The following is a 19760-nucleotide window of genomic DNA, read 5'->3' as shown; positions in this document are numbered from 1 at the left end:
TCGCCAGCGGTGCTCGCTCTACATTGCGTCTGCCTCGAATGCGCTCACACGGCATCGACGCAATGGGTTCGCCGGACATTGGCATCCGGCAGACCGTCACATCTATCAGAACCAACGACTAGACGGCTTGGAGACGCAATGACTTCTTTTTTCACGCGCTTGATCAGCGCGGGCTTGATCGCGTGCGCCATCGCGATTCCGGCACGAGCAACCGAGAACGGCCAGATCAGCTACCCCTTCGGCGTCAATACCGTGCTCAATGGCATGCTGCCGCCGCCCGGCAATACGCAATACTTCAATTACTCGGAATACTATTCGGCGAACAAATTTGCGGGCGGTAACGGCGGCAACGCCGTGCCCGGCTTCCATTTGAGCGTCGTGGCGGAAGTGCCCCGGTTCGTGCACACGTGGGGAGAGACCTTAGGACCCTTTACGATATCGAGCAGCGCGATCGTGCCGCTCGTGCACCTGCATCTCTCGACGCCGGGCGGCACCGGCAACCGGACGTCGCTCGGCGACGTGATTCTGGAGCCGCTGATGCTGGGCTACGCCAATCAGTCGAAGACCTTGTTCGCGTTCGTTTCGCCTTCGTTTGCCGTGCCGAGTGGCGCTTATTCAGTCAACCGGATTGCCAATACCGGACTGAACACATATGCGTTCCTGCCTTATATGAGCGTGACGTGGTTTCCGCATCCCGATTGGGAAATCTCGACGACCACGTTGCTGGAAATGAACTCGCCGAATCACGCGACGCAATATCATTCGGGTGCGGTAGCGACGCTTGATTATATGATCGGCTATTCAGTTAACGCGCGCTTCCAGCTCGGCGTGCAAGGCACGTTTCTCAGGCAGTTCACGGACGACACACAAAACGGCGTCAAGGTAGGCGCCGATGGCTTCCGCGGCCAGTCTGTCGCGATCGGGCCGCAATTGCGCTATATGTGGGGGCCCGCTTCGGGGATCGTCATCAAGTACCAGCGCGAATTCGCCGTGCGCAATCGCCCGGAGGGCAACAAGCTCTGGGTTCAGTTCAGCTTCCCCGTGTAGACGGACGAGCGTGCCGGCCTCAGGCTTGAATGGCCATGCCCCGGTTTTGCAGCGCTTGCCGATACGTATTGGGCGCGGCGCCAAACGCATCGCGAAAGCGATGGCTGAAGTGGCTGGCATTCGCATAGCCGCACGCCGCCGCAATATGCGCGAGCGGCAGGTCGCTCGTGCGCAACAGCATGCGCGCCCGTTCGAGCCGCTGGGCCGCAATCCACGCATGCGGCGGCATGCCGAACGACGTGCGGAACATGCGCGCGAGGTGGTATTCGGAGAGGCAGGCGACCTCGGCCAGCGCGCCAAGCGTCAATGGCTCGCCTAGATGGGCGTCGATATAGTCGCGCAACCGCCGCCGCGTGGCCACCGAAAGGCCGCCCTTGAGGGCCGCGCCGGGGCGGCGTACGCCCTGGCTGCGCAGCAGCAGGCTCATCACTTCGTGGGCAGTTTCGTTGCTGCGCAGCAGGCCTTCAGGGTGGGTCCAGTCTTCGTTGGCGAGCGACTGGCAAAGCGCGGCGATGTGTTCGTCCTCGAAATACGTGCGGTCGGCCAGCGTGAGCCCGCGCGGCTCCTGGTCGAGCTCGCGCACGGCGCGTTGCGTGAAGTGCTCGGGCAGGAAATAGAGGTGCATGAAATGCATGTGCCCGCGCACCCACCAGCGCGATTCATGATCGCCGGGCAGCGCGCAGAGCCGGCTTGGCGCGCCGTAAATGCCTGGCAGCTTCTGCCGCTCCGTGCGGTAGCCGCCGTCGAGATAGCACGACAGCGTGTGATGACCCGGCTGCTCGTAGACGGTCTCGGCCTCGCGCGTCTCGCGTGTCCACACGGCCGCCGCGAGCTGATCGCCAAGCCAGGTAAAGCGCTCCAGCGTCGCGTTGGCGGCGCTCAGCGTGCGGCACACCGAATGCAGCCCGAACGGCGTGTTGGCGAGGTCGAGCGCGGCGGGAGACTCCAGGGCGTCCATGGTTCGGAGGGCGGGCAGACGGGCGGTGAGGGGTAGGGGGAGCGGCGTGATCACAGTATACGCTTTGACCCCGCGCATTGCCCCGCTTGCGCGGCCCGGCGGCAAGAAAAGCGCAATCCTGGACAAGTGGATGCCGCCGCCGCGCGCAATAGTGGAAGCATCGACTATCGGCCATCTCTAGCCATGAATCTCTTTCTTTACGCGCTAACCGTGCTGATCTGGGGCACCACCTGGATCGCTATCAAGTGGCAGCTCGGCGTCGTGCCTGCGCCCGTCTCCATCGCCTGGCGCTTTGGGATCGCGGCGCTCCTGATGTTCGCGCTGCTGGGCCTCATGCGCCGGCCCATCTGGCCGCCGCGAGCGGCATGGCGCTACCTCGTGGCCCAGGGGCTGGCGCTTTTCTGCCTCAATTTCCTGTGCTTTTACTACGCCGAGAACATCGTGCCGAGCGGCCTCGTTGCCGTGGTGTTCTCGACCGCGCCGCTGCTCAACTCGATCAACGGGCGTCTCTTCATGGGCCGGCCGCTGCAGGGCACGGCGGTGGGCGGGGCCATGCTGGGCCTCATTGGCATCGTGTGCCTGTTCCTCCAGCAGATGGCCGGCCATATCGGCGATCAGACCGTCTGGCTCGGGCTTGCCGTGGCGTTTCTCGGCACCCAGTGTTTCTCGGTCGGCAATCTGCTCTCGAGCCGCATGCAATCGATGGGGCTGCACCCGCTGGTCACGAATGGCTGGGCCATGCTGATCGGCACGGCGGTGCTGGTGGCCGGCAGTGCGCTGGCCGGCCTGCCGTTCGGGATCGACATGGACGCGCGCTACCTCGGGGCGCTGGCCTGGCTCGCGGTGGCGGGCTCGGTGGTGGGCTTCACGGCGTATCTGATGCTGGTCGGGCGCATCGGTCCCGAGCGGGCCGCCTATTGCACGGTCTTGTTCCCGATCGTGGCGCTCGCGGTATCGACCGTCTTCGAAGGCTACCGCTGGTCATGGCTGACCGTGGTGGGCCTGTTGCTGGTGCTCTCGGGCAATCTCGTCGCTTTCGATCTGACGCGGCGCGTGTTCGTGCGGCGCGCGCCGGCTGCCTGAACATTCGCGCAGGCTGGGCGCTTCGTTTATCAACACGCAATGGCCGTGGCCACGTACTTCGGCGAACCGCGCTCGTTATATTCAATCGACGGACAAGCGCGCCCCGATCCTGGCAGCGGCGGCGCGAAGATCCTCCAGATGGCGCGCGGCCATTTCCTCCACCTTGAAGAGGCGCTCGAACCATACGATGTTCACGCACCCGGCAACCGAGCCATCGGGCGCCGCAATGGGCACGGCGAGCGCGGACAAGCCGTCGTTGTACTGCGTGCGCGACTGGTCGTACGAGCCGCCAAAGTTGCGTTCGCGCGCACCATAGCCGAGACGGCGCGTTTCATTGAGCAATTGCCGCACATAGCGCCGATCGTGCGCGCGCTCGTCGCCGGGACGCTGGCCCAGACGCAGGGCTTCGAGCAAGGACTCGCGTTCTTCGTCAGGGCAGAACGCGAGATACGCGCGCCCGACAGCCGAGCGCAGCATGTTGATCTCATAGCCGAGCTTGTCGCGGTTGACGACGAAGTACGAGCGCGTGCGGTTCGACTCGCATAGCGCCATCGTCGTGCCGCGCCGCACGGCGAGGTCCGATGGCCAGAGAATGCGGCTCTGCAACTGGTCCAGCTCCGTGACCGCGCATTCGATCAGATGGTCCACCCGATCGAGGCGGCGCGCACGCGCCTGCAGCGTGTAGCTCGGGCGAAAAAGCCCATCGGCCAGCCGCTGCCAGATCAGCCCCTGGCGCTCTAACGTCAGAAGAATGCGCAGCAAGGTGGCCTTCGGAATGCCTGTGTGCATATGCAGGTCGTGCAGGCTCGCCGCCTGAAGCTCCTGCAGGGTCTTGAGCGTGACGAGGCCGCGTTCGAGGGCGTCGATGGTCTTGACTTTGGGGGACCACATGGCTGAATCCATTGCGTTTCACTGAGTGAAATCTTCTCAGAAATCGCTGGGTCGCGCACCAGGGCTGTTCTACGCTTGCCTTCATCAAAAGGAGATGAGCGATGGAGACAGTCAAGAATATCTTGTTCGTCATGTGCGACCAGTTGCGTTGGGACTATCTGTCCTGCTACGGGCATCCGACGCTGCAAACACCCCATATCGATGCACTCGCGCGGCGCGGCGTGCGCTTCGAGCGCGCGTACGTGCAAAGTCCCGTTTGCGGGCCGTCGCGCATGTCGTACTACACGGGCCGCTACGTGGCGAGCCACCGCGCGTACTGGAACTTCGTGCCGCTGCCCGTTGGCGAACTGACGCTTGGCGATTACCTGCGCACGCGCGGCATGCGCGTCGCGCTGGCGGGCAAGACCCACATGGTCGCCGACAAGGCAGGCATGCAGCGGCTCGGCATGAACCCGGAGTCGCCGGACGCGGTGCTGGTGGAGCAGTGCGGCTTCGAGCCGTTCGATCGCGACGACGGCATCCATCCGGGCCTGTTCGGCGCACGCGTGGAAACGCCGTATTGCGATTACCTGCGCAGCAACGGCTATGAGGGCGACAATCCCTGGCATGACTATGCAAATTCGGCCGAAGGCGAGAACGGGGAGATCCTGAGCGGCTGGAAGATGCGCCACGCGGCAAAGCCCGCGCGCATCAGCGAGGAGCATTCGGAAACGCCGTACATGATCGACCGCGCGATGGCCTTCATCCGCGAGCAGGGCGACGCGCCCTGGTGCCTGCATCTGAGTCTGATCAAGCCGCATTGGCCGTACATGGCGCCGGTGCCCTACAACGACATGTACGGTCCCGAGGACGTCAAGCCCGCCGTGCGGACGCTCGACGAACGCGAGCGCCCGCACCCGGTCTTCGGCGCGTTCATGAAGCACGACGAAAGCGTGAGCTTCACGCGCGACGAAGTGCGCGAGACGGTCATTCCCACCTATATGGGGCTCGTGAAGCAGATCGACGATCATCTCGGCCGCCTGTTCGCGTTCCTGCGCGAAACCGGCCGCGAGCAAGACACGATGATCGTGTTCACGAGCGACCACGGCGACTACCTGGGCGACCACTGGCTCGGCGAGAAGGAGCTCTTTCACGATGCATCGTCGCGCGTGCCGCTCATCGTCTATGACCCGCGCCCTGAAGCCGACGCCACGCGCGGCACGGTGGAGCGGCGGCTCGTGGAGGCAATCGACCTGCTGCCCACCTTCCTCGAAGCGGCTGGCGTAGAGGTCCCCGGCCATATCGTGGAGGGGCGCTCGCTGCAGCCGTTGCTGCACGGCGCGCGTGACGTGCCGTGGCGCGATGCCGTCTTCAGCGAGTTCGATTATTCGTTCCGTTCGCGCACGCGCACGCTGCTTGGCCGCGATCTCGACGGCTGCCGTTGCTTCATGGTGTTCGACGGCCGCTGGAAATACATTCACTATGATGGCTTCGCGCCGCAACTGTTCGATCTCGCGGCCGATCCCGACGAGTTGAACGACCTGGGCCGCGACGCACAACATGCGAGCGTGCGCGCCGAACTGCACGAGCGGCTGTTCGACTGGCTGCGCCACCGTACCTTGCGGCAGACGGCGCCCGCGCGCTTCGTCGAGCGCTGGACCGAAATCTCGGAGAAGGGCGGCATTGTGCTCGGCGACTGGTAGCGGCGCAAAGCGGCAAGAAGGGGCGCCGGCCCCCCGCAGTGCTCAGGCCGGCCAATCAATTCTTATAGCAGGAGACACCATGTACCGCCTCATCGCAGCCCCTCTCGTGGCGCTGGCGATGGCGTTACCGGCCATGGCGCACGCCGCCACGACGCTGGTCGTCAACGCCTTTCTGCCGCCGCAACATATCTTCAACGTCGAGGTCATGAAGCCGTGGGCCGAAGAGGTCGAGCGCGCCACGCAGGGGCGCGTCAAGATCGTCTTTCCGCCCACCAGCATCGGCTCGCCGCAGCAGCAGTGGGACGTCGTGCGCAAGCGCATCGTGGACGGCGCATACATCTTCAACGGCCTCATCCAGAATAAGGCGAGCCTCGTGCAGCTCGCGCATCTGCCGCTCGGCTCCGCTTCTTCCGAGGGCATGTCGGTCGCGCTCTGGCGCACCAACGAGAAATACTTCGCAAAGGCAGGCCAATATCGCGACGTCCATCTGCTTGCGCTCGTCGTGTTTCCGGCGGGCGAGATCTACAGCCTCAAGCAGCCCGTCACGTCGCTTCAGGCGATACGCGGCGTGAAATACTGGGCACTGCCAGGCGTTGCCTCGACGCTGATGGATCGTGGCGGCGCAGGCGTGGTCGCCACGCCCGCCGCGAAGATGAGCGAGCTGGTGGCGGGCGGCACCGTGGACGGCTTCGCCGGCATTCCGGAGATGGATGCCGCGCGCTTCAACGTGGTCCGCTATGCGCGCTTCGAGACGAGCATACCCGGCGGCATCACCGCGCCAAGCTTCTCGCTCTTCGTGAACAAGCAGGTGTGGGCGTCGATCGCGCCGGCCGACCGTGCGGCCATCACGGCGCTCTCGGGCGAAGCGTTCGCGCACCGGATGGCCGTGATCGACGCGGCGAACGAGCAGGCGCGCGAGCACGCCGTGGCGAACGGACTCAAGCTGATCGATCCGCCACCTGCGTTCGTCGCGGCGCTGCGGGCGCTGGCGCAGCCGATGGACGCGCAATGGATTGCGCAGGCGGATCAACTGAATGTGGACGGCGCGGCAGCACTCGCTTACTACCGTGACGAAGCAAAGCAGGAGGCAAGATGAGCCACGCGAATCTTTCCGCGGCATTGCATCCGCCTGGAGTGCTCGCCGACGGCGCAAGTGGCCGCCGCGAGCGCCTTGCCACACGCTGGCTGCGGCGCGCGCTCGGCGCAGTCGTGGCGCTCGTGCTGCTCGCGATCATGGGTCTCACATTCTGCGACGTGTTCATGCGCTACTGGTTCGCCGCGCCGATACGCGGCGCATCCGAGATCGTGCGCTTCGGCATGGCGATCCTGATTTTCTCGGCGTTTCCGCTCGTCACGCAGGGGCAGCAGCACATTACGGTGAATCTGCTGCAAGGGCGCTTCGGACGCGTGGGCAGCTGGCTGCAACACCTGTTCGTGCTGCTCGTGAGCGTGGCGGCAGTCGGCATCATGACCTGGCAGCTCGCCAGCGACGGCGCCGACCTCGCCCGCAACCGCATCACCACGACCGTGCTCGAGTGGCCGCTCGCGCCGCTCAGTGACTACATGAGCGCGCTCTCCGGCGTCACGCTGCTCGTGCTGCTCGCGCTCACGCTCGACCATCTCGCCGCGCTCGCCCGCAAGGAATCGCCATGACACTCGCCCTTTCCGGCTTCGCTGCCGTCCTGCTGTTCGCGTTCGTGGGCGTGCCGCTCGGCTTCGCGATGCTCAGCATCGGCGTGGGCTGCTTCGCGCTGATCCGTGGCTGGGAGCCCGCGCTCGCCATGGCCGGCATGACGATCGCCGACCTCGCGGCCAACGAGAACCTCTCGGTGCTGCCCATGTTCATCCTGATGGGCACCTTCATCTACAAGGCGGATCTTGCCGAGGAGCTCTACGACGCGGCCAACGCGTGGATCGGCCACTTCAAGGGCGGACTCGCGCATGCCACGGTGCTGGCCTGCGCGGGCTTCGCGTCCATGTCGGGCAGCTCGATCGCCACGGCCGCCACCATGACCAAGGTCGCGATGCCGCCGATGCGCCGCCACCGCTATGCGGACAGTCTCGCCGCCGGCTGTGTGAGTTCGGGCGGCACGCTGGGTGCGCTGATTCCGCCGAGCTTTCCGCTGCTCATCTACGGTGTCCTGACCGATCAGGATATCGGCAAGCTCTTCATCGCGGGCATCGGCCCCGGTCTCCTGCTGGGCGCGCTGTTCCTGCTCTCGATCTGGTGGACCGTGCGCCGCGACCCGGCCAAAGGCCCGCGAGGCGAGCGCGTGGACTGGCGCACGCGCTTCGTCAAGCTCGGCAAGATCTGGGGCGTGCTCGCACTGTTCCTGATCGTGGTGGGCGGCCTGTACGGCGGCGTTTTCACGGCGACCGAGGCATCGAGCGTGGGCGCGACGGGCGCGCTCGTGTTCGCGGGCCTGCGCCGCAAGCTCAGCTGGGCGCTGCTGTTCGACTCGCTGGTGGAGGCGGGCAAGACGACCGCGATGATCTTCGCGATTGCCTTTGGCGGCATGGTGTTCGCGAACTTCATCACCCTCTCGGGCCTCACCGCCACACTGGTTGCCTGGATCCACGCGCTCCATTTGCCGCTGCTCGGTGTCATCGCCGTCATCACCTGCATCTATATCGTGCTCGGCTCGCTCATGGAAGCGCTCGCGATGATGCTGCTCACCATTCCGGTATTCGCCGCGGTCGTACAGCCGCTTGGCGCGGACATGATCTGGTTCGGCATCTACGTGGCGATGATGATGGAGATCGGCATGATTCATCCGCCCGTGGGCATGAACGTGTTCATGGTGAAGACGATGCTGCCCGATTTGTCGATTCGCACTATTTTTAAGGGCACACTGCCGTTTCTTTGCGCGAATATCGTTGCGCTCGTCGTGGTGATTCTCGTGCCGGGTATCGCACTGGAACTGGTCAAGCTCATGCGCTGAAGCGCCCGGTTGTTGCCGTGCCGGCGCGCGCCCGCGCACGCTGATGCAATGCCTCGTGCGGCATCAGCGTGCGCCAGCGCTTCATCATTTGCGCTCAGCCGTTTTGCGCGTGCTTCGCAGCTTCCTCGATCACGGCCGCCACTTCCTTGGGCCGCGATTCGTAGACGGAGTGACTCGCGCCTTCAAGCACGGTCGTATGGCTGTGCGCACGCTCGTAGTACCAACGCTCGAGATCCGGATTGATGATCTTGTCCGCGGCGGCAACGATGCCCCAGCTCGGCTTGGTCTTCCACGCGGCGGCGTCCATGGGCGTGGAAAAGACGCTCGCAGCAGTCAGGATCTGCGACTGCGATTCGAACTGCGCCTGCTTCGCCGGCAGATCGGCCGCGAAGTCCGAGGCGAAATCGTCCGGGTTCAGGAACGTGTAGCCGTCCGCCGTCTTTTGAACGGCGCCGGCTTGTTTCGCCGTATAGCTCGGCGTTTTCTTGCCGAGCGCGGCCTCGTCCTCGCCGACATCCGGTGCGTGCGCGGCGACGTACACGAGCCCGACGACCTTCGGGTCGACGCCGGCCTCGGTGATCACCGAGCCGCCATAGCTGTGGGCGACGAGGATCGTCGGGCCGTCCTGCATATCGATTACGCGCTTCGTGGCGGCGACGTCGTCGGCGAGGGCGGTCAGGGGCTCTTGCACGATCGTGACGTGATAGCCGTCGTGGGTCAGCCTGTCGTAGACGGGCTTCCAGCCCGAGCCATCGACCCACGCGCCGTGTACGAGCACGATGTTCTTGACGGGAGCCGCTGGGGCGGGGGCTTGCTGGGCAAATGCGTGTGTGCAGGTCAGAGCGGTAGCGGACACTGCAACGACAGCGGCGATGGTGGAACGAATGCTCATGTGAAACTCCGGGGAATGTAGGGGGGTATTCGGGGCAACCTGCCGGGTCCAGTCGTGATTTGGACCGCATCAAATAAGATAAGGAATACGATGTATTAGGCCGGGAAGATTGCCCATGAAACGTATTGGGTGATCAGCTACCAGAATACAGGTTGCAGTAGCTCACAGGGCCGACACACATCGATGCCGTACCTGCACCTGCGCCGGTCTGGGATTGCCCGAGCGCGACACCGCCGTAGGCTTGTGCCTGCTCGTTCTGCTGCGATGCCACCTTCGCTTCGGCTGCCTGGATGGCGTCGGGATAGTGGGCGTCGTCGCCTGACGACTGGTTGTATCCAGCTTGTTCCCCGTTCACGAGATCCGCGTAGACTTGAGCGCGCGTGAGGGATACATCCGTCCCGGCGTGTGCTGCGGCGGCGATGCCCATCGTCATGGCGGCGATGGTGCAGGAGATGATACGGGGCAAGGTCATGCTCATGATGGTGTCCTTATCGAAAGCGTCGGGTCAAAGATTCGGGTCGCTACGTAAAGGTAAACACCGGAGGCCAGAGATTATTCCACCTCGAATCGAAATCATGTCATGCGCCATTCGTGTTGCGCGATCGTGCCGCGGACGCAAAAAAAGCGCGTACCTCAAAGGCGTCAGACTTGAGGTACGCGCGGCCTGGCGAGGTTGGTCGGTGCGAGTTCGATACTTTCGGGCCGGCGATACTACCGCCCATGCTTGAACGCGAGGCGGTACCGGTGCAGCAGCGGCTCGGTATAACCGGACGGTTGTACACGGCCTTGTAGTGCGAGCGCGCGGGCAGCCTGGTACGCGTGCGACCCGGCAGTGTTAACCGCCATTGGGCGATAGCGGGGGTCCCCGGCGTTTTGGCGATCGACTACGCTGGCCATCCGCTGGAACGTATCCTCCACGAGCGCCTGCGTGATCACGCCGTGTCGCAGCCAGTTCGCAATGTGCTGGCTCGAGATGCGCAATGTTGCGCGGTCCTCCATCAAGCCGACGTTATGGACGTCCGGCACTTTGGAGCAGCCCACGCCATGATTGACCCATCGCACTACGTAACCCAGAATGCCTTGGGCGTTGTTCTCGACTTCGTAGCGGATTTCCTCGTCGGACCACTCCGCCTTTTCGACGACCGGGATGCTCAGCAGGTCGTCGAGTAGCTTGTCCCGCTCGGTGGCGTAGTCGATTTTCTCCAACTCTCGTTGCACCGCCTGCACATCGATCTCATGGTAATGCAGTGCATGAAGCGTCGCTGCGGTGGGGGAAGGCACCCAGGCCGTACTCGCCCCGGCGCGCAGTTGTTCAGCCTTCTGTGCAAGCATGGCGTGCATCAGGTGAGGCATGGCCCACATGCCCTTGCCGATCTGGGCGCGACCGCGCAGCCCCGCGGCGAGGCCGGCGAGCACGTTGTTGCGCTCGTAGGCGCTGATCCATGCCGTCGACTTCATATCGCCTTTGCGCAACATGGGACCCGCCTCCATGGCGGTGTGAATTTCGTCGCCCGTGCGGTCGAGAAACCCCGTGTTGATAAAGGCCACACGTGCGCTTGCAGCAGCGATGCAGGCGGAGAGGTTCGCACTCGTGCGCCGCTCATCGTCCATGAGGCCCATTTTGATGGTATGGCGCGGCAGCGCGTAGAGATCTTCTACGCGGTCGAAGAGGGTATTGGCAAATGTGACCTCGCTGGGGCCATGCATCTTCGGCTTCACGATATAAATCGCGCCAACGCGTGAATTCTGCCTCGTGTTCTGATCGTGCAACGCGCAGAGCGTGGTTACGACGGCATCGAGGATGTTCTCGGGAATCTCGTTGCCTTTGCGATCGAGCACGGCGCCGATCGTCATCAGGTGACCGACGTTACGCACGAGGAGCAGCGAGCGCCCCGGCAACGTGAGCGTGTATCCGGTGGGCGTGCGCCATGAGCGATCGTCGTTCATGCGGCGAGTGAGCGGCGCATCGTTCTTCGTGAACGTTTCGGTCAGCGTGCCTTGCATGAGGCCGAGCCAGTTACGGTAGAGCGCCACTTTGTCTTTGGCGTCCACGGCAGCGACGGAGTCTTCACAATCGACGATGGCCGTCACCGCGGACTCGATCACGATGTCCTTCACACGGGCGGTATCCATGCGGCCGATCGCGCTCTGGGCATCGATCTGGATCTCGACATGCAGCCCGTTGTGCTTCAGGAGAATGGCTGCAGGCGCGGCGGGATCGCCCTGATATCCGACGAATTGCTGAGGATGCTTGAGTATCGTTTCGCCCATGGCGGTCCGTGCGACCAGCCCGAAGTTGCGTATCGCGTAGCCGGTTGCGTCTCGATGCGACCCGGTCGCGAGTGGTGCGACGCGGTCGAGAAAGGCCCGCACGTAGGCGATCACGCGCGCGCCGCGTACGGCGTTATAGGCGGCGCTGCGCCGGCGGGGCTCGTCTCCGTCCTCGGGGAGGGCGTCGGTTCCGTAGAGCGCGTTGTAGAGGCTGCCCCAGCGGGCGTTTGCCGCGTTCAGTGCATAGCGGGCGTTCGACAGCGGTACAACCAACTGCGGACCCGACTGATGCGAGATCTCGTGATCGACGTTGCGTGTGGTGACCGTTACCCGAGCGGGCGCTGGGACCAGATAGCCAATCTCCTCCAGAAACGTGCGATAGAGGCTCAGGTCGCGGATCGGACCCGGATGCCCACGATGCCATTCGTCGAGGGCGTCTTGAAGACGGCCGCGCTCGGCGAGCAGCGTGCGGTTTTGCGGCGCCAGATCGTGAATGAGGGTGGCAAAGCCTTGCCAAAACGCGGTGCGCTCGATGCCGGTATCGGGTAACGCTTCTTCCTCGATGAAGCGGACGAGCGCATTCGCGACGCGCAGGCCCGCGCGTTCTATCATGTCGTTCATGGTGTCGTCGCTTCGTTCTACGAATGGGGGCCGCCGCACGCTGTCAATTGCTCATAGACAGCGTGCGAAAGATCGAGCAGCGCTTTGCGGTCGATTCCGCCCGATATGGCATAGCCGAAGCTTCCGTCGACCCAGTAGAACACGTTGACGGACCCGTCCTGATACAACTTGAACGCGGTGATGTTCGACGCAATCTTCCGGTGAGAGATGTTCAGTGTGACGCGTTCGCCGAGTGCGTTGTGATACATGAATTGCGCAATGGGTCCGTCGTCGCCCGGTAGTAGCCGGCCGCCCATGAGTTCATAGCCGGCGTGGGTGAGAACGGGCGGATGAACGTCGGTGCCGAGCCGGCTCGATAGCCACGTGACGAGCTCCTGTTCGCGATCGACGCCAACCTCGACCGGGCGGCTCACCATCGGCGCGTAGGTCACGTAGGCAATTGCCGATTGACGCGCAAGCGCCTCCTCGCCGCTGAACGACGCGCGCGTGATTGGCGTGGCGTCGTTGCCGCCCAGTGCCACGGCGCGTCCTGATGGACTCAGCATGGCGCCGGCGCCAATCCCGATGCCGACCACGAGCGTGGCGGCCAAACCCGCGAAGCGCGGCCAGTTCGCCGCTTCGAGCCAACGGCCGCGTGCGGCATGCGTCGTCTCAAGCGAAGGAATCAGGCGCTCCGGTAGCGGCTCATGCAGCACTCGATCGTAGCGGTTGTGCAGCAGGTCGTTCAGCGAGAAGTACGCGCTCACGCGCCCGGCGAGATGCGCGTCCGTTTCCACGCGGCAATCGATTTCCTCGCGACGCTCGCCTTCCAGCATGCCGTCGACATAGGCGTGTATTTCGTCCTCGGTGATTGGCACGGCTTTTCTGTTCATCCCACCACCTTCAGGTTGGCACCGCGTTGTTCACCGGCCATCAGCGCGCGAAGGCGTTCACGGCCGCGTGACAGTCGAGACATCACCGTGCCGAGAGGGACATCCAGTGCCACGGCCACCTCTGCGTAGCTGAGCTCCTCGAGCCCGACGAGCAGCACGACCTGACGTTGCTCGATCGAGAGCCGTTGCAATGCGTAGTCGAGATCGCGGATCTCCAGCGAGCGGCCCTGGCCACCCTGAACGGCGAATAACGCTTCCGGTATTGAATCGTCGTCGACGGACAGGGCCGGGGTGCGGGCAGCAGGGCGTCTTGCCTGGTTGGCGAAGACGTTGTGCATGATGGCGAACAGCCATGCGCGCAGGTCCGTGCCCGCCTGAAACTGTTCGGTGTGCCGCAGCGCGCGCTCGAGGGTGTCCTGTACAAGGTCGTCCGCGAGCTCGCGATTGTGGATCAAGGCACGTGCATAGCGACGTAATCGCGGTACGTGTTCGACAAGTTGTTCGCGAATGTTCATCGCCTATCCTTTGTTGCCCGGCTAGCTGAATTCGCAGGCGCGTTCCGCGCCCGGATCAGCTGATCGACCGGTTCAGTTGCCCACCTGCAATCCCTCCCGATGCCGGCCCTTCGGGCGAGACCAGCTTGGCGCGGCCATACAGCATGGTCCACGTCACCAGGATGGCATCGGACACGATGCTCCAGATCGGGTTCAGGAAGAGATACGATTTGGTCACCGCGAACTCCGCAATCAGCAGACTGCCGCCCGCCTTGATGAATAGCGCGAAGACCCACACCCATGTCATGAACCGGTACACGCGCATCGCGTGGGGCTGCGAGGCGACCGCATCGAAGCTCGCGCGCTTCCTGGGATCGTTGCCCGTCGAGAGCTGCCGGGACATGGAGAGCACAAGGGGCTGGCCCAGCATCAGCGAGCCCAGGAAGAAGAGGGCGAGGATCGGGTTCTCGAAGGCTCTGCCGATCAGCGCACCCTTCTCGGAGTGAGCGAGGACAAGCGCCATCATGTCCACCACGACGTTCTCCGCCGCAAAAAGACCCAGAAAGTCGATGGCCTTGAGCTTGAAGACGCTATAGGCCAGGGCGATCGCCGGCGGCAATCCGGACAGACCGAGCGCCCACAGACTGCCGGCGGGGAAGTGCGGTTCCGCCAGGCGGTAGATAATCGACGGCGCAACCATGCTGATCAGTGCGCTGCGAAACAGCGCCATGTGGGCGACGCGGTGCGTCGCGGTCTCCAGTTGATCCGATGAAGCCTGGCCCATGTGAACTCCTTGCTTGCGTAATTGATTGGTCTGGTACCCGACGATTGCCTGGGGTTCGGTAATCGTCGCGGCGAATTCCGTAACGAGAATGTGGCTCAACGCAGCGCGGCGGTCACGACGATCTCGATCAGCGTGCCGGGGCCGAGATCGGCGACTCCGATAGCGGCGCGTGTTGGCTGGTCCGCGCCGTTGAACCAGGCCGCCCACGCTTCGTTCAATTCGCCGATCTGGCTCATGTCCGTGGTATAGATCATTGCGTTGAGCATGAGGGTGCGGTCGCTGCCGAAATGCTTGAGCCACTTCGCAACCTTGTCGAGCGCCTGGGTGGTCTGCGCCCCCATGCCGGCGCTTTTGTCTTCGGCTGTTGCACCGCAAAGATAGACCGTGTTGCCATGATGGACCGCACCGTGGAGAAGCGGGGTGCCATGAAATCGTTGAATCATCTTACGTTCCTGAGTGTGTAACGGGCCGTTGCTCAAGTCGCGTAGCTTCGATCGATCTTGTCGAGCTTGCGCATCAGTGCAGGCCAGACGAATTGGCCTGGACTCCTGCCGGTTTGAACGCGCGCGCCTTCGCGCCCCCGTTCGAGCACTTCGGGCGGGATGTATTCGAGTTCCCCCATTGCCTGGGCGGCCATCTGGATCTGACAAGCGGTCTCGAAGGTATACATCGCGAGAAACGCGTCGCTAATCGTCGGGCCGACGGTCAGCAAGCCGTGATTGCGCAGGCAGAAGTACGTCGCGCGGCCGAGATCGGCCTGCAGGCGCGGCTTCTCGTCGGGGCGAAACGCGACTCCCTCGTAATCGTGATAGGCAAGCGAGTCCAGGATGAACGTGCTCTGCTGCGAAATAGGCAGCAAGCCGCTCTTTTGCGTTGAGACGGCGACGCCTGCTCGCGTATGCGTGTGCAGGACACACTGCACGTCGGGGCGGGCCTCGTGGACTGCGCTATGGATCGTGAATCCCGCGGGATTGACAGGATAGGCAGACTCGCTGAGCTTGTTGCACTGGTCGTCAATCTTGATCAGCGAAGACGCCGTAATCTCGTCGAACATGAGCCCATAGGGGTTGATGAGGAAGTGATGCGCCTCGCCCGGAATGCGCGCCGTGATGTGCGTAAACACCAGGTCGGTCCATCCGTAAAGTGCCACCAGCCGATAGCACGCAGCGAGATCGACACGCAGCTTCCATTCCGCATCCGAAATGTCGTGGTGCTGAGAAGAAGAATTCATTTTTGCTCCGTTGAATGGCGACGTTCGTTTTCGCTATTCGTAGTGCTAATTAATAAGGTCAGAATCGTCAATGCAAAAGCAGGGAACTGCGTTAGAGGCTCGCGCTCCGGGTAGAGACGGGCCACACGGCCTCAACCGCACCCTTGCGCACGCACACGATCGTGTGATGAAGATTCACCGTCGGGTCGCAGTGCGACGGCGCGAGCTTGATTTGCGTGCCCAGCGGCAATTGCAAGCCGGGAGGCAGCAGAAGCGTGCCGTGCTCATCGGAGGCCGCTACGAGCCGGATCTCGTTGCGGCCGTGCACAGTCGGCATGCCTTTTTCAAGCGTGTACGATTTCAGGCCAGCATCCACGACCGCTCGCCCGGGCGCCGCGGCGCTCATGACAGTGGAAAGAACGAACAGGCTTTGCTCGAACTCCGCGTAGGGTTCGCCATTCTCGCCCTTGATCGCGGCATATTCGCCGTCCATGAAGATGTACGAGCCGCATTGGAGTTCGTTCCACAACTGCGACTCGCCTTCGAACCGGAAGGTGCCGGTTCCGCCGCCGCCCACTACCTGGCATGTGAGGCCAGCCTTCTCGATTGCCTCGATGCTCTGGCGTACCAGGGCAGCCGCGTGATCGATGGCTTCCTTGCGTTCGGCGTAAATGTCCAGATGCTGGGCTTTCCCCTCGTAGGCCTGAAGCCCCAAGAACCTCAGCCCGGGAGTTTCATCGATCAGGACGGCGAGCGCCGCCGCCGCTTCACCGGGGGCGACCCCGCAGCGCCACATGCCCATGTCGATCTCAACCAGTGCACCGAGTTCGACATCGAGCTCTTGAGCGGCTTCCGAGGCGGCCTGAACTTGCTCGGGCGCGTCGAAGCACAGTGACACGGTAGCGGTTTTCGCAAGCGCCGCGAGGCGGCGAAGCTTGCGGCTGTCGAGCACCTCGTTGCTGACGAGGACGTCGCGCACGCCTGCGGCCACCAGGGCTTCGGCCTCGCCGACTTTCTGGCAACAGAGCCCCACGGCGCCCTTTTCGACCTGTCGTCTGGCGATGTCCGCGCAACGGTGCGTTTTGGCGTGCGGCCGCAGACGAATGCCGGCACGTTCGGCATAGTCCGCCATCTTGCTGACGTTGCGTTCGAACGCATCGAGATCGAGGATCAGGGCGGGGGTCTCGATATCTTCGAGCCGACAGCCGACGTGGGCAGGCAAAGAAGTCATGAAAGTTCCGACAAATAGAATGTAAAAGCAGAAGGGCAGCGGGACGGTAATTAAGCGGATATTGATTACACCCCTCGCGAGGCGCGTAGCGATTGCCGCTTTTGACTGTCCGGACGGGCTCTGTGGCTGGCCGACGCCGCTTGCGCGTGTTCGTTACCCAGTTGAAAGCCTGCCGGTGCATCTAATTACTGTACCGTCTGGACTGTACGGTAAAATAACCGGCATGTAAACCACCAGAATTTCCCGAATACGTCTATGGAAAACACGACTGCCAGGAAGCGCGGACGACCCAGCGCGCGCCACAAGATCATCGGTGCCGCGCTCGAAGTGATAAAGGACGTGGGCGTGCCAGCCCTAACGCTCGATGCCGTCGCCGAGCGGGCGGGCGTGAGCAAGGGCGGCTTGCTCTACCACTTCCCGTTCAAGGAGGAGTTGCTCACGGCCGTCAACGAGTTCATTGTCGAGAGCCTTTTCGCGGCGCGCGAAGCGGAGGCCGCGCGCCTGCCCGAAGGGCCGGGCCGTGCGTTGCGGGCTTATGTGCTCGCGTCCGTCAATAACAAGGCGGGTAACGACGAGGTGGCGAGCCGCTTGTTGGCCGCGGGTCCCGTGCTCAAGACTTCGGCGGACCCGATTCGCCAATATTGGCAAGAGCGCTTTCGGCAGCTGACCACCGACATTGGGTTCGATGGGGCTGCGCTGGTCCATGTCGCGACGGAAGGACTCTGGTTCATGGAGATGCTGGGTCTCTCGCCCTTCTCCGATGAAGAGCGTGCACGTGTGGTCGAGTTGATTTTCAACGTGATCGATCAGAGCGCGCCGGCAGCAGCGGCGGACACCAAGGGCGCGAAATCGGCGCCCGCTCGATCGCGAGCCCGCCGGGTGAAATAAGCACCGGTGTTTGCGTTGTCAGTCCAACGTGACAGGCAGGGCGCGGTGGAAACAATGAGCCGGTGATGCGCAATCGCATCACCGCTCCAAGGCTTGTGTCTCCCACGCAAAGCACCTCAGGATAGTCATTGCAGGTTTCACTTTTGCGCAAGGAAGACGCTTGGGCAAGGCCATAAAAAATCAATTTCGCTCGCGAAAAGTAGCAATTTTTGCGTGGCTTCTACGCTGCTGGCTCGCCTCTTTGGGGCCCTTGCTTGACAAGGTTTTAATACCTTTTATGCTGCATACTGCACGGGTAGGCGTGAATATTCGCAGGAAGGAATTCAGCCTTATACAGTGAGATCCAGCGGCGCAAACGGAGTCTTCGCATTGCAGCTTGAAGCGCAAGATTGACTTGTGCCGCACGCTCTCATTGAGCGGAAAGTGTCTGAAATGGCGATGTAAAATTAGTCATGCAAATCAATAGACAACTTGCTCAGACGCTCGAAGATGTGCGCAGAATCGGCAAAGCGGCGCGGGTGAAGGAGGCGGCGCTGGAACGGGAAAAGCCGAATTTCTACGAAATTTGCGACCGGGGTAAGGGCTGTAATTCGTTGATACCTTTTCATGGAGTTCTTAATGTCGCTCGACGTCGACCGGTTGCGCGCGGAAACGCCCGGTGTTGCCCATTGTCTTCACTTCAACAACGCTGGAGCGGGGCTAATGCCGCTTCCCGTGCTCGACGTCATGACGACGTATCTGCGCCGGGAAGCGGAGATTGGCGGCTATGAGGCCGCTTTCGAGGCGGGTGCCGAGCTTGATGCGACCTATGACAGCGTGGCCCGTCTGATCGGCGCGCAACGCGACGAGATCGCGTTGACCGAAAACGCCACGGTCGCGTGGCAAATGGCTTTTTACTCGCTGCCGTTGCAGGCGGGCGATCGCATACTGACCACCCGGGCCGAGTATGCGGCGAACTTCGTTGCCTTCCTGCAGGTTGCGCAGCGCACGGGTGCGCTGATCGAGGTCGTTCCCGACGATAGCAACGGGGTTGTCGATCTTGAAGCGCTGGAGGGCATGATAAACGACCGCGTGAAGCTGATCGCGATCACGTGGGTCCCCAGTAATGGCGGGCTGATCAATCCCGTTGTAGACATCGGCCGGATCGCCAAGGCACACGGCATCCGGTATCTCGTCGACGCCTGCCAGGCGGTGGGCCAGTTGCCGGTCGACGTGTCCGAGATCGGTTGCGACATGCTTTCCGCCACTGGCCGGAAGTTTCTCCGCGGGCCGCGCGGGACCGGATTTCTCTACGTGCGGCGTGAAGCGCTGGCTGAACTCGTGCCGCCGATGATCGATCACTCTGCCGCGCCGTGGGTTGAGCCCAATCGCTTCGAGTTGCGCGAGGACGCGCGGCGGTTCGAAACGTGGGAAAGCAACTACGCGGCAAGGCTTGGGTTGAAAGTCGCGGTCGACTATGCCATGGCGGTGGGTTTGGAGGCGATCCGCGCGCGCTGCCGGCAGCTTTCGGGCGAACTGAGGGCCGCCCTCGGGGAAATTCCGGGTGTGCGCCTCTACGACCTTGGACAGGATCCGGCTGCGATTGTGTCGTTCGCCGTGGGAAATCACGATCCGCTCGTGGTCAACCGTCGGTTGTTCGACACGCGCATCAACGTCACGACATCGAGGCCGTCCGTGACGTTGCTGGACTCTCTGGCTCGTGGGTTGCCGACGCTGCTGCGCGCGTCGCCTCATTACTACAACACCTCGTCGGAAGTGACGGCCTTCGCTGAAGCGATTCGGCAGATCGCTGCGCAGTGATTTCGTTTCGTGCGGCACGGGTCGATCGTGGGCTCGTTGCCGTCAAGTTTTTATGGTGGTGAATGAAAGGGCACGCGCAAAACAGCCGAATTGC

At 63.1% G+C, this 19760-nt stretch carries 19 protein-coding genes; 8 read left to right on the top strand and 11 right to left on the bottom strand.

The window, feature by feature from the left end; genetic code table 11:
- Positions 1-138 precede the first annotated feature (138 nt).
- Complete coding sequence (locus tag E1956_RS40610) at positions 139-1047, top strand: SphA family protein (protein ID WP_134758924.1); 909 nt, start codon at positions 139-141, stop codon at positions 1045-1047.
- 19 nt (positions 1048-1066) lie between these two features.
- On the opposite strand, the gene E1956_RS40605 is transcribed toward E1956_RS40610, so the two are convergent.
- Positions 1067-2005 carry a helix-turn-helix domain-containing protein gene (locus E1956_RS40605; RefSeq protein WP_134758923.1) on the bottom strand — a complete coding sequence of 313 codons (939 nt, stop codon included), beginning with the start codon at positions 2003-2005 and terminating at the stop codon, positions 1067-1069.
- Between the two features lie 183 nt (positions 2006-2188).
- Between E1956_RS40605 and E1956_RS40600 the strand changes: the two genes are divergently transcribed.
- Positions 2189-3088, top strand: a complete 900-nt coding sequence (locus E1956_RS40600) for a DMT family transporter (protein ID WP_134758922.1) — start codon at positions 2189-2191, stop codon at positions 3086-3088.
- A gap of 81 nt (positions 3089-3169) precedes the next feature.
- On the opposite strand, the gene E1956_RS40595 is transcribed toward E1956_RS40600, so the two are convergent.
- Entirely contained in the window at positions 3170-3979 is an 810-nt protein-coding gene (locus E1956_RS40595) for an IclR family transcriptional regulator domain-containing protein (RefSeq protein WP_167760275.1), read from the bottom strand.
- A 101-nt stretch (positions 3980-4080) separates the two neighbouring features.
- Between E1956_RS40595 and E1956_RS40590 the strand changes: the two genes are divergently transcribed.
- The 4 genes from E1956_RS40590 (at position 4081) to E1956_RS40575 (ending at position 8603) form a co-directional block, all read left to right on the top strand.
- On the top strand, positions 4081-5661 hold the full coding sequence (locus E1956_RS40590) for an alkaline phosphatase family protein (protein WP_134758920.1): 1581 nt from the start codon (positions 4081-4083) through the stop codon (positions 5659-5661).
- A gap of 79 nt (positions 5662-5740) precedes the next feature.
- Complete coding sequence (dctP, locus tag E1956_RS40585) at positions 5741-6757, top strand: TRAP transporter substrate-binding protein DctP (RefSeq protein ID WP_134758919.1); 1017 nt, start codon at positions 5741-5743, stop codon at positions 6755-6757.
- Complete coding sequence (locus E1956_RS40580; protein ID WP_134758918.1) at positions 6754-7314, top strand: TRAP transporter small permease; 561 nt, start codon at positions 6754-6756, stop codon at positions 7312-7314. Before dctP ends, E1956_RS40580 begins: the two co-directional genes overlap by 4 nt.
- A complete protein-coding gene (locus E1956_RS40575) occupies positions 7311-8603 on the top strand; it encodes a TRAP transporter large permease (RefSeq protein ID WP_134758917.1) in 1293 nt (430 codons plus the stop codon). The genes E1956_RS40580 and E1956_RS40575 overlap by 4 nt, the downstream gene beginning before the upstream one ends.
- A 94-nt stretch (positions 8604-8697) precedes the next feature.
- Here E1956_RS40575 and E1956_RS40570 read toward each other — a convergent pair whose 3' ends face one another.
- The 9 genes from E1956_RS40570 to E1956_RS40530 all read right to left on the bottom strand — a co-directional run bounded on the left by E1956_RS40570 (position 8698) and on the right by E1956_RS40530 (position 16978).
- Positions 8698-9495, bottom strand: coding sequence for an alpha/beta hydrolase (locus tag E1956_RS40570; RefSeq protein ID WP_134758916.1), 798 nt, complete (start codon positions 9493-9495; stop codon positions 8698-8700).
- Positions 9496-9628: 133 nt separating this feature from the next.
- On the bottom strand, positions 9629-9973 hold the full coding sequence (locus E1956_RS40565; RefSeq protein ID WP_134758915.1) for a DUF4148 domain-containing protein: 345 nt from the start codon (positions 9971-9973) through the stop codon (positions 9629-9631).
- Positions 9974-10206: 233 nt separating this feature from the next.
- Entirely contained in the window at positions 10207-12378 is a 2172-nt protein-coding gene (locus E1956_RS40560; protein WP_134759723.1) for a malate synthase G, read from the bottom strand.
- 26 nt (positions 12379-12404) lie between these two features.
- Complete coding sequence (locus E1956_RS40555) at positions 12405-13259, bottom strand: anti-sigma factor family protein (protein ID WP_134758914.1); 855 nt, start codon at positions 13257-13259, stop codon at positions 12405-12407.
- Entirely contained in the window at positions 13256-13774 is a 519-nt protein-coding gene (locus tag E1956_RS40550; RefSeq protein WP_134758913.1) for an RNA polymerase sigma factor, read from the bottom strand. Before E1956_RS40550 ends, E1956_RS40555 begins: the two co-directional genes overlap by 4 nt.
- A 55-nt stretch (positions 13775-13829) precedes the next feature.
- Positions 13830-14636, bottom strand: a complete 807-nt coding sequence (locus tag E1956_RS40545) for a VC0807 family protein (protein ID WP_134758912.1) — start codon at positions 14634-14636, stop codon at positions 13830-13832.
- A complete protein-coding gene (locus E1956_RS40540; RefSeq protein WP_134758911.1) occupies positions 14633-14980 on the bottom strand; it encodes a RidA family protein in 348 nt (115 codons plus the stop codon). Before E1956_RS40540 ends, E1956_RS40545 begins: the two co-directional genes overlap by 4 nt.
- Positions 14981-15012: 32 nt before the next feature.
- A complete protein-coding gene (locus E1956_RS40535) occupies positions 15013-15768 on the bottom strand; it encodes a class II aldolase/adducin family protein (protein ID WP_134758910.1) in 756 nt (251 codons plus the stop codon).
- Between the two features lie 91 nt (positions 15769-15859).
- Positions 15860-16978: a DSD1 family PLP-dependent enzyme gene (locus tag E1956_RS40530; RefSeq protein WP_134758909.1), complete on the bottom strand. Its 1119-nt coding sequence runs from the start codon at positions 16976-16978 to the stop codon at positions 15860-15862.
- Positions 16979-17233: 255 nt separating this feature from the next.
- On the opposite strand from E1956_RS40530, the gene E1956_RS40525 reads away from it, so the two are divergent.
- A complete protein-coding gene (locus tag E1956_RS40525) occupies positions 17234-17866 on the top strand; it encodes a TetR/AcrR family transcriptional regulator (protein WP_134758908.1) in 633 nt (210 codons plus the stop codon).
- Positions 17867-18484: 618 nt separating this feature from the next.
- Complete coding sequence (locus tag E1956_RS40520) at positions 18485-19666, top strand: aminotransferase class V-fold PLP-dependent enzyme (RefSeq protein ID WP_134758907.1); 1182 nt, start codon at positions 18485-18487, stop codon at positions 19664-19666.
- The last annotated feature ends 94 nt before the right edge of the window (positions 19667-19760 follow it).

It is taken from the genome of Paraburkholderia pallida, from assembly GCF_004524855.1.
Taxonomy (GTDB): domain Bacteria; phylum Pseudomonadota; class Gammaproteobacteria; order Burkholderiales; family Burkholderiaceae; genus Paraburkholderia; species Paraburkholderia oxyphila.
This window is presented reverse-complemented; position numbering and strand designations above follow the sequence as displayed.

Bases quoted from the DNA above. Each gene is read 5' to 3' on its own strand.
- E1956_RS40540 (WP_134758911.1), bottom strand. From the start codon at position 14,980: ATGATTCAACGATTTCATGGCACCCCGCTTCTCCACGGTGCGGTCCAT.
- E1956_RS40535 (WP_134758910.1), bottom strand. From the start codon at position 15,768: ATGAATTCTTCTTCTCAGCACCACGACATTTCGGATGCGGAATGGAAG.
- E1956_RS40525 (WP_134758908.1), top strand. From the start codon at position 17,234: ATGGAAAACACGACTGCCAGGAAGCGCGGACGACCCAGCGCGCGCCAC.
- E1956_RS40610 (WP_134758924.1), top strand. From the start codon at position 139: ATGACTTCTTTTTTCACGCGCTTGATCAGCGCGGGCTTGATCGCGTGC.
- dctP (WP_134758919.1), top strand. From the start codon at position 5,741: ATGTACCGCCTCATCGCAGCCCCTCTCGTGGCGCTGGCGATGGCGTTA.
- E1956_RS40600 (WP_134758922.1), top strand. From the start codon at position 2,189: ATGAATCTCTTTCTTTACGCGCTAACCGTGCTGATCTGGGGCACCACC.
- E1956_RS40590 (WP_134758920.1), top strand. From the start codon at position 4,081: ATGGAGACAGTCAAGAATATCTTGTTCGTCATGTGCGACCAGTTGCGT.
- E1956_RS40595 (WP_167760275.1), bottom strand. From the start codon at position 3,979: ATGTGGTCCCCCAAAGTCAAGACCATCGACGCCCTCGAACGCGGCCTC.
- E1956_RS40555 (WP_134758914.1), bottom strand. From the start codon at position 13,259: ATGAACAGAAAAGCCGTGCCAATCACCGAGGACGAAATACACGCCTAT.
- E1956_RS40570 (WP_134758916.1), bottom strand. From the start codon at position 9,495: ATGAGCATTCGTTCCACCATCGCCGCTGTCGTTGCAGTGTCCGCTACC.
- E1956_RS40530 (WP_134758909.1), bottom strand. From the start codon at position 16,978: ATGACTTCTTTGCCTGCCCACGTCGGCTGTCGGCTCGAAGATATCGAG.
- E1956_RS40575 (WP_134758917.1), top strand. From the start codon at position 7,311: ATGACACTCGCCCTTTCCGGCTTCGCTGCCGTCCTGCTGTTCGCGTTC.
- E1956_RS40565 (WP_134758915.1), bottom strand. From the start codon at position 9,973: ATGAGCATGACCTTGCCCCGTATCATCTCCTGCACCATCGCCGCCATG.
- E1956_RS40580 (WP_134758918.1), top strand. From the start codon at position 6,754: ATGAGCCACGCGAATCTTTCCGCGGCATTGCATCCGCCTGGAGTGCTC.
- E1956_RS40605 (WP_134758923.1), bottom strand. From the start codon at position 2,005: ATGGACGCCCTGGAGTCTCCCGCCGCGCTCGACCTCGCCAACACGCCG.
- E1956_RS40560 (WP_134759723.1), bottom strand. From the start codon at position 12,378: ATGATAGAACGCGCGGGCCTGCGCGTCGCGAATGCGCTCGTCCGCTTC.
- E1956_RS40550 (WP_134758913.1), bottom strand. From the start codon at position 13,774: ATGAACATTCGCGAACAACTTGTCGAACACGTACCGCGATTACGTCGC.
- E1956_RS40520 (WP_134758907.1), top strand. From the start codon at position 18,485: ATGTCGCTCGACGTCGACCGGTTGCGCGCGGAAACGCCCGGTGTTGCC.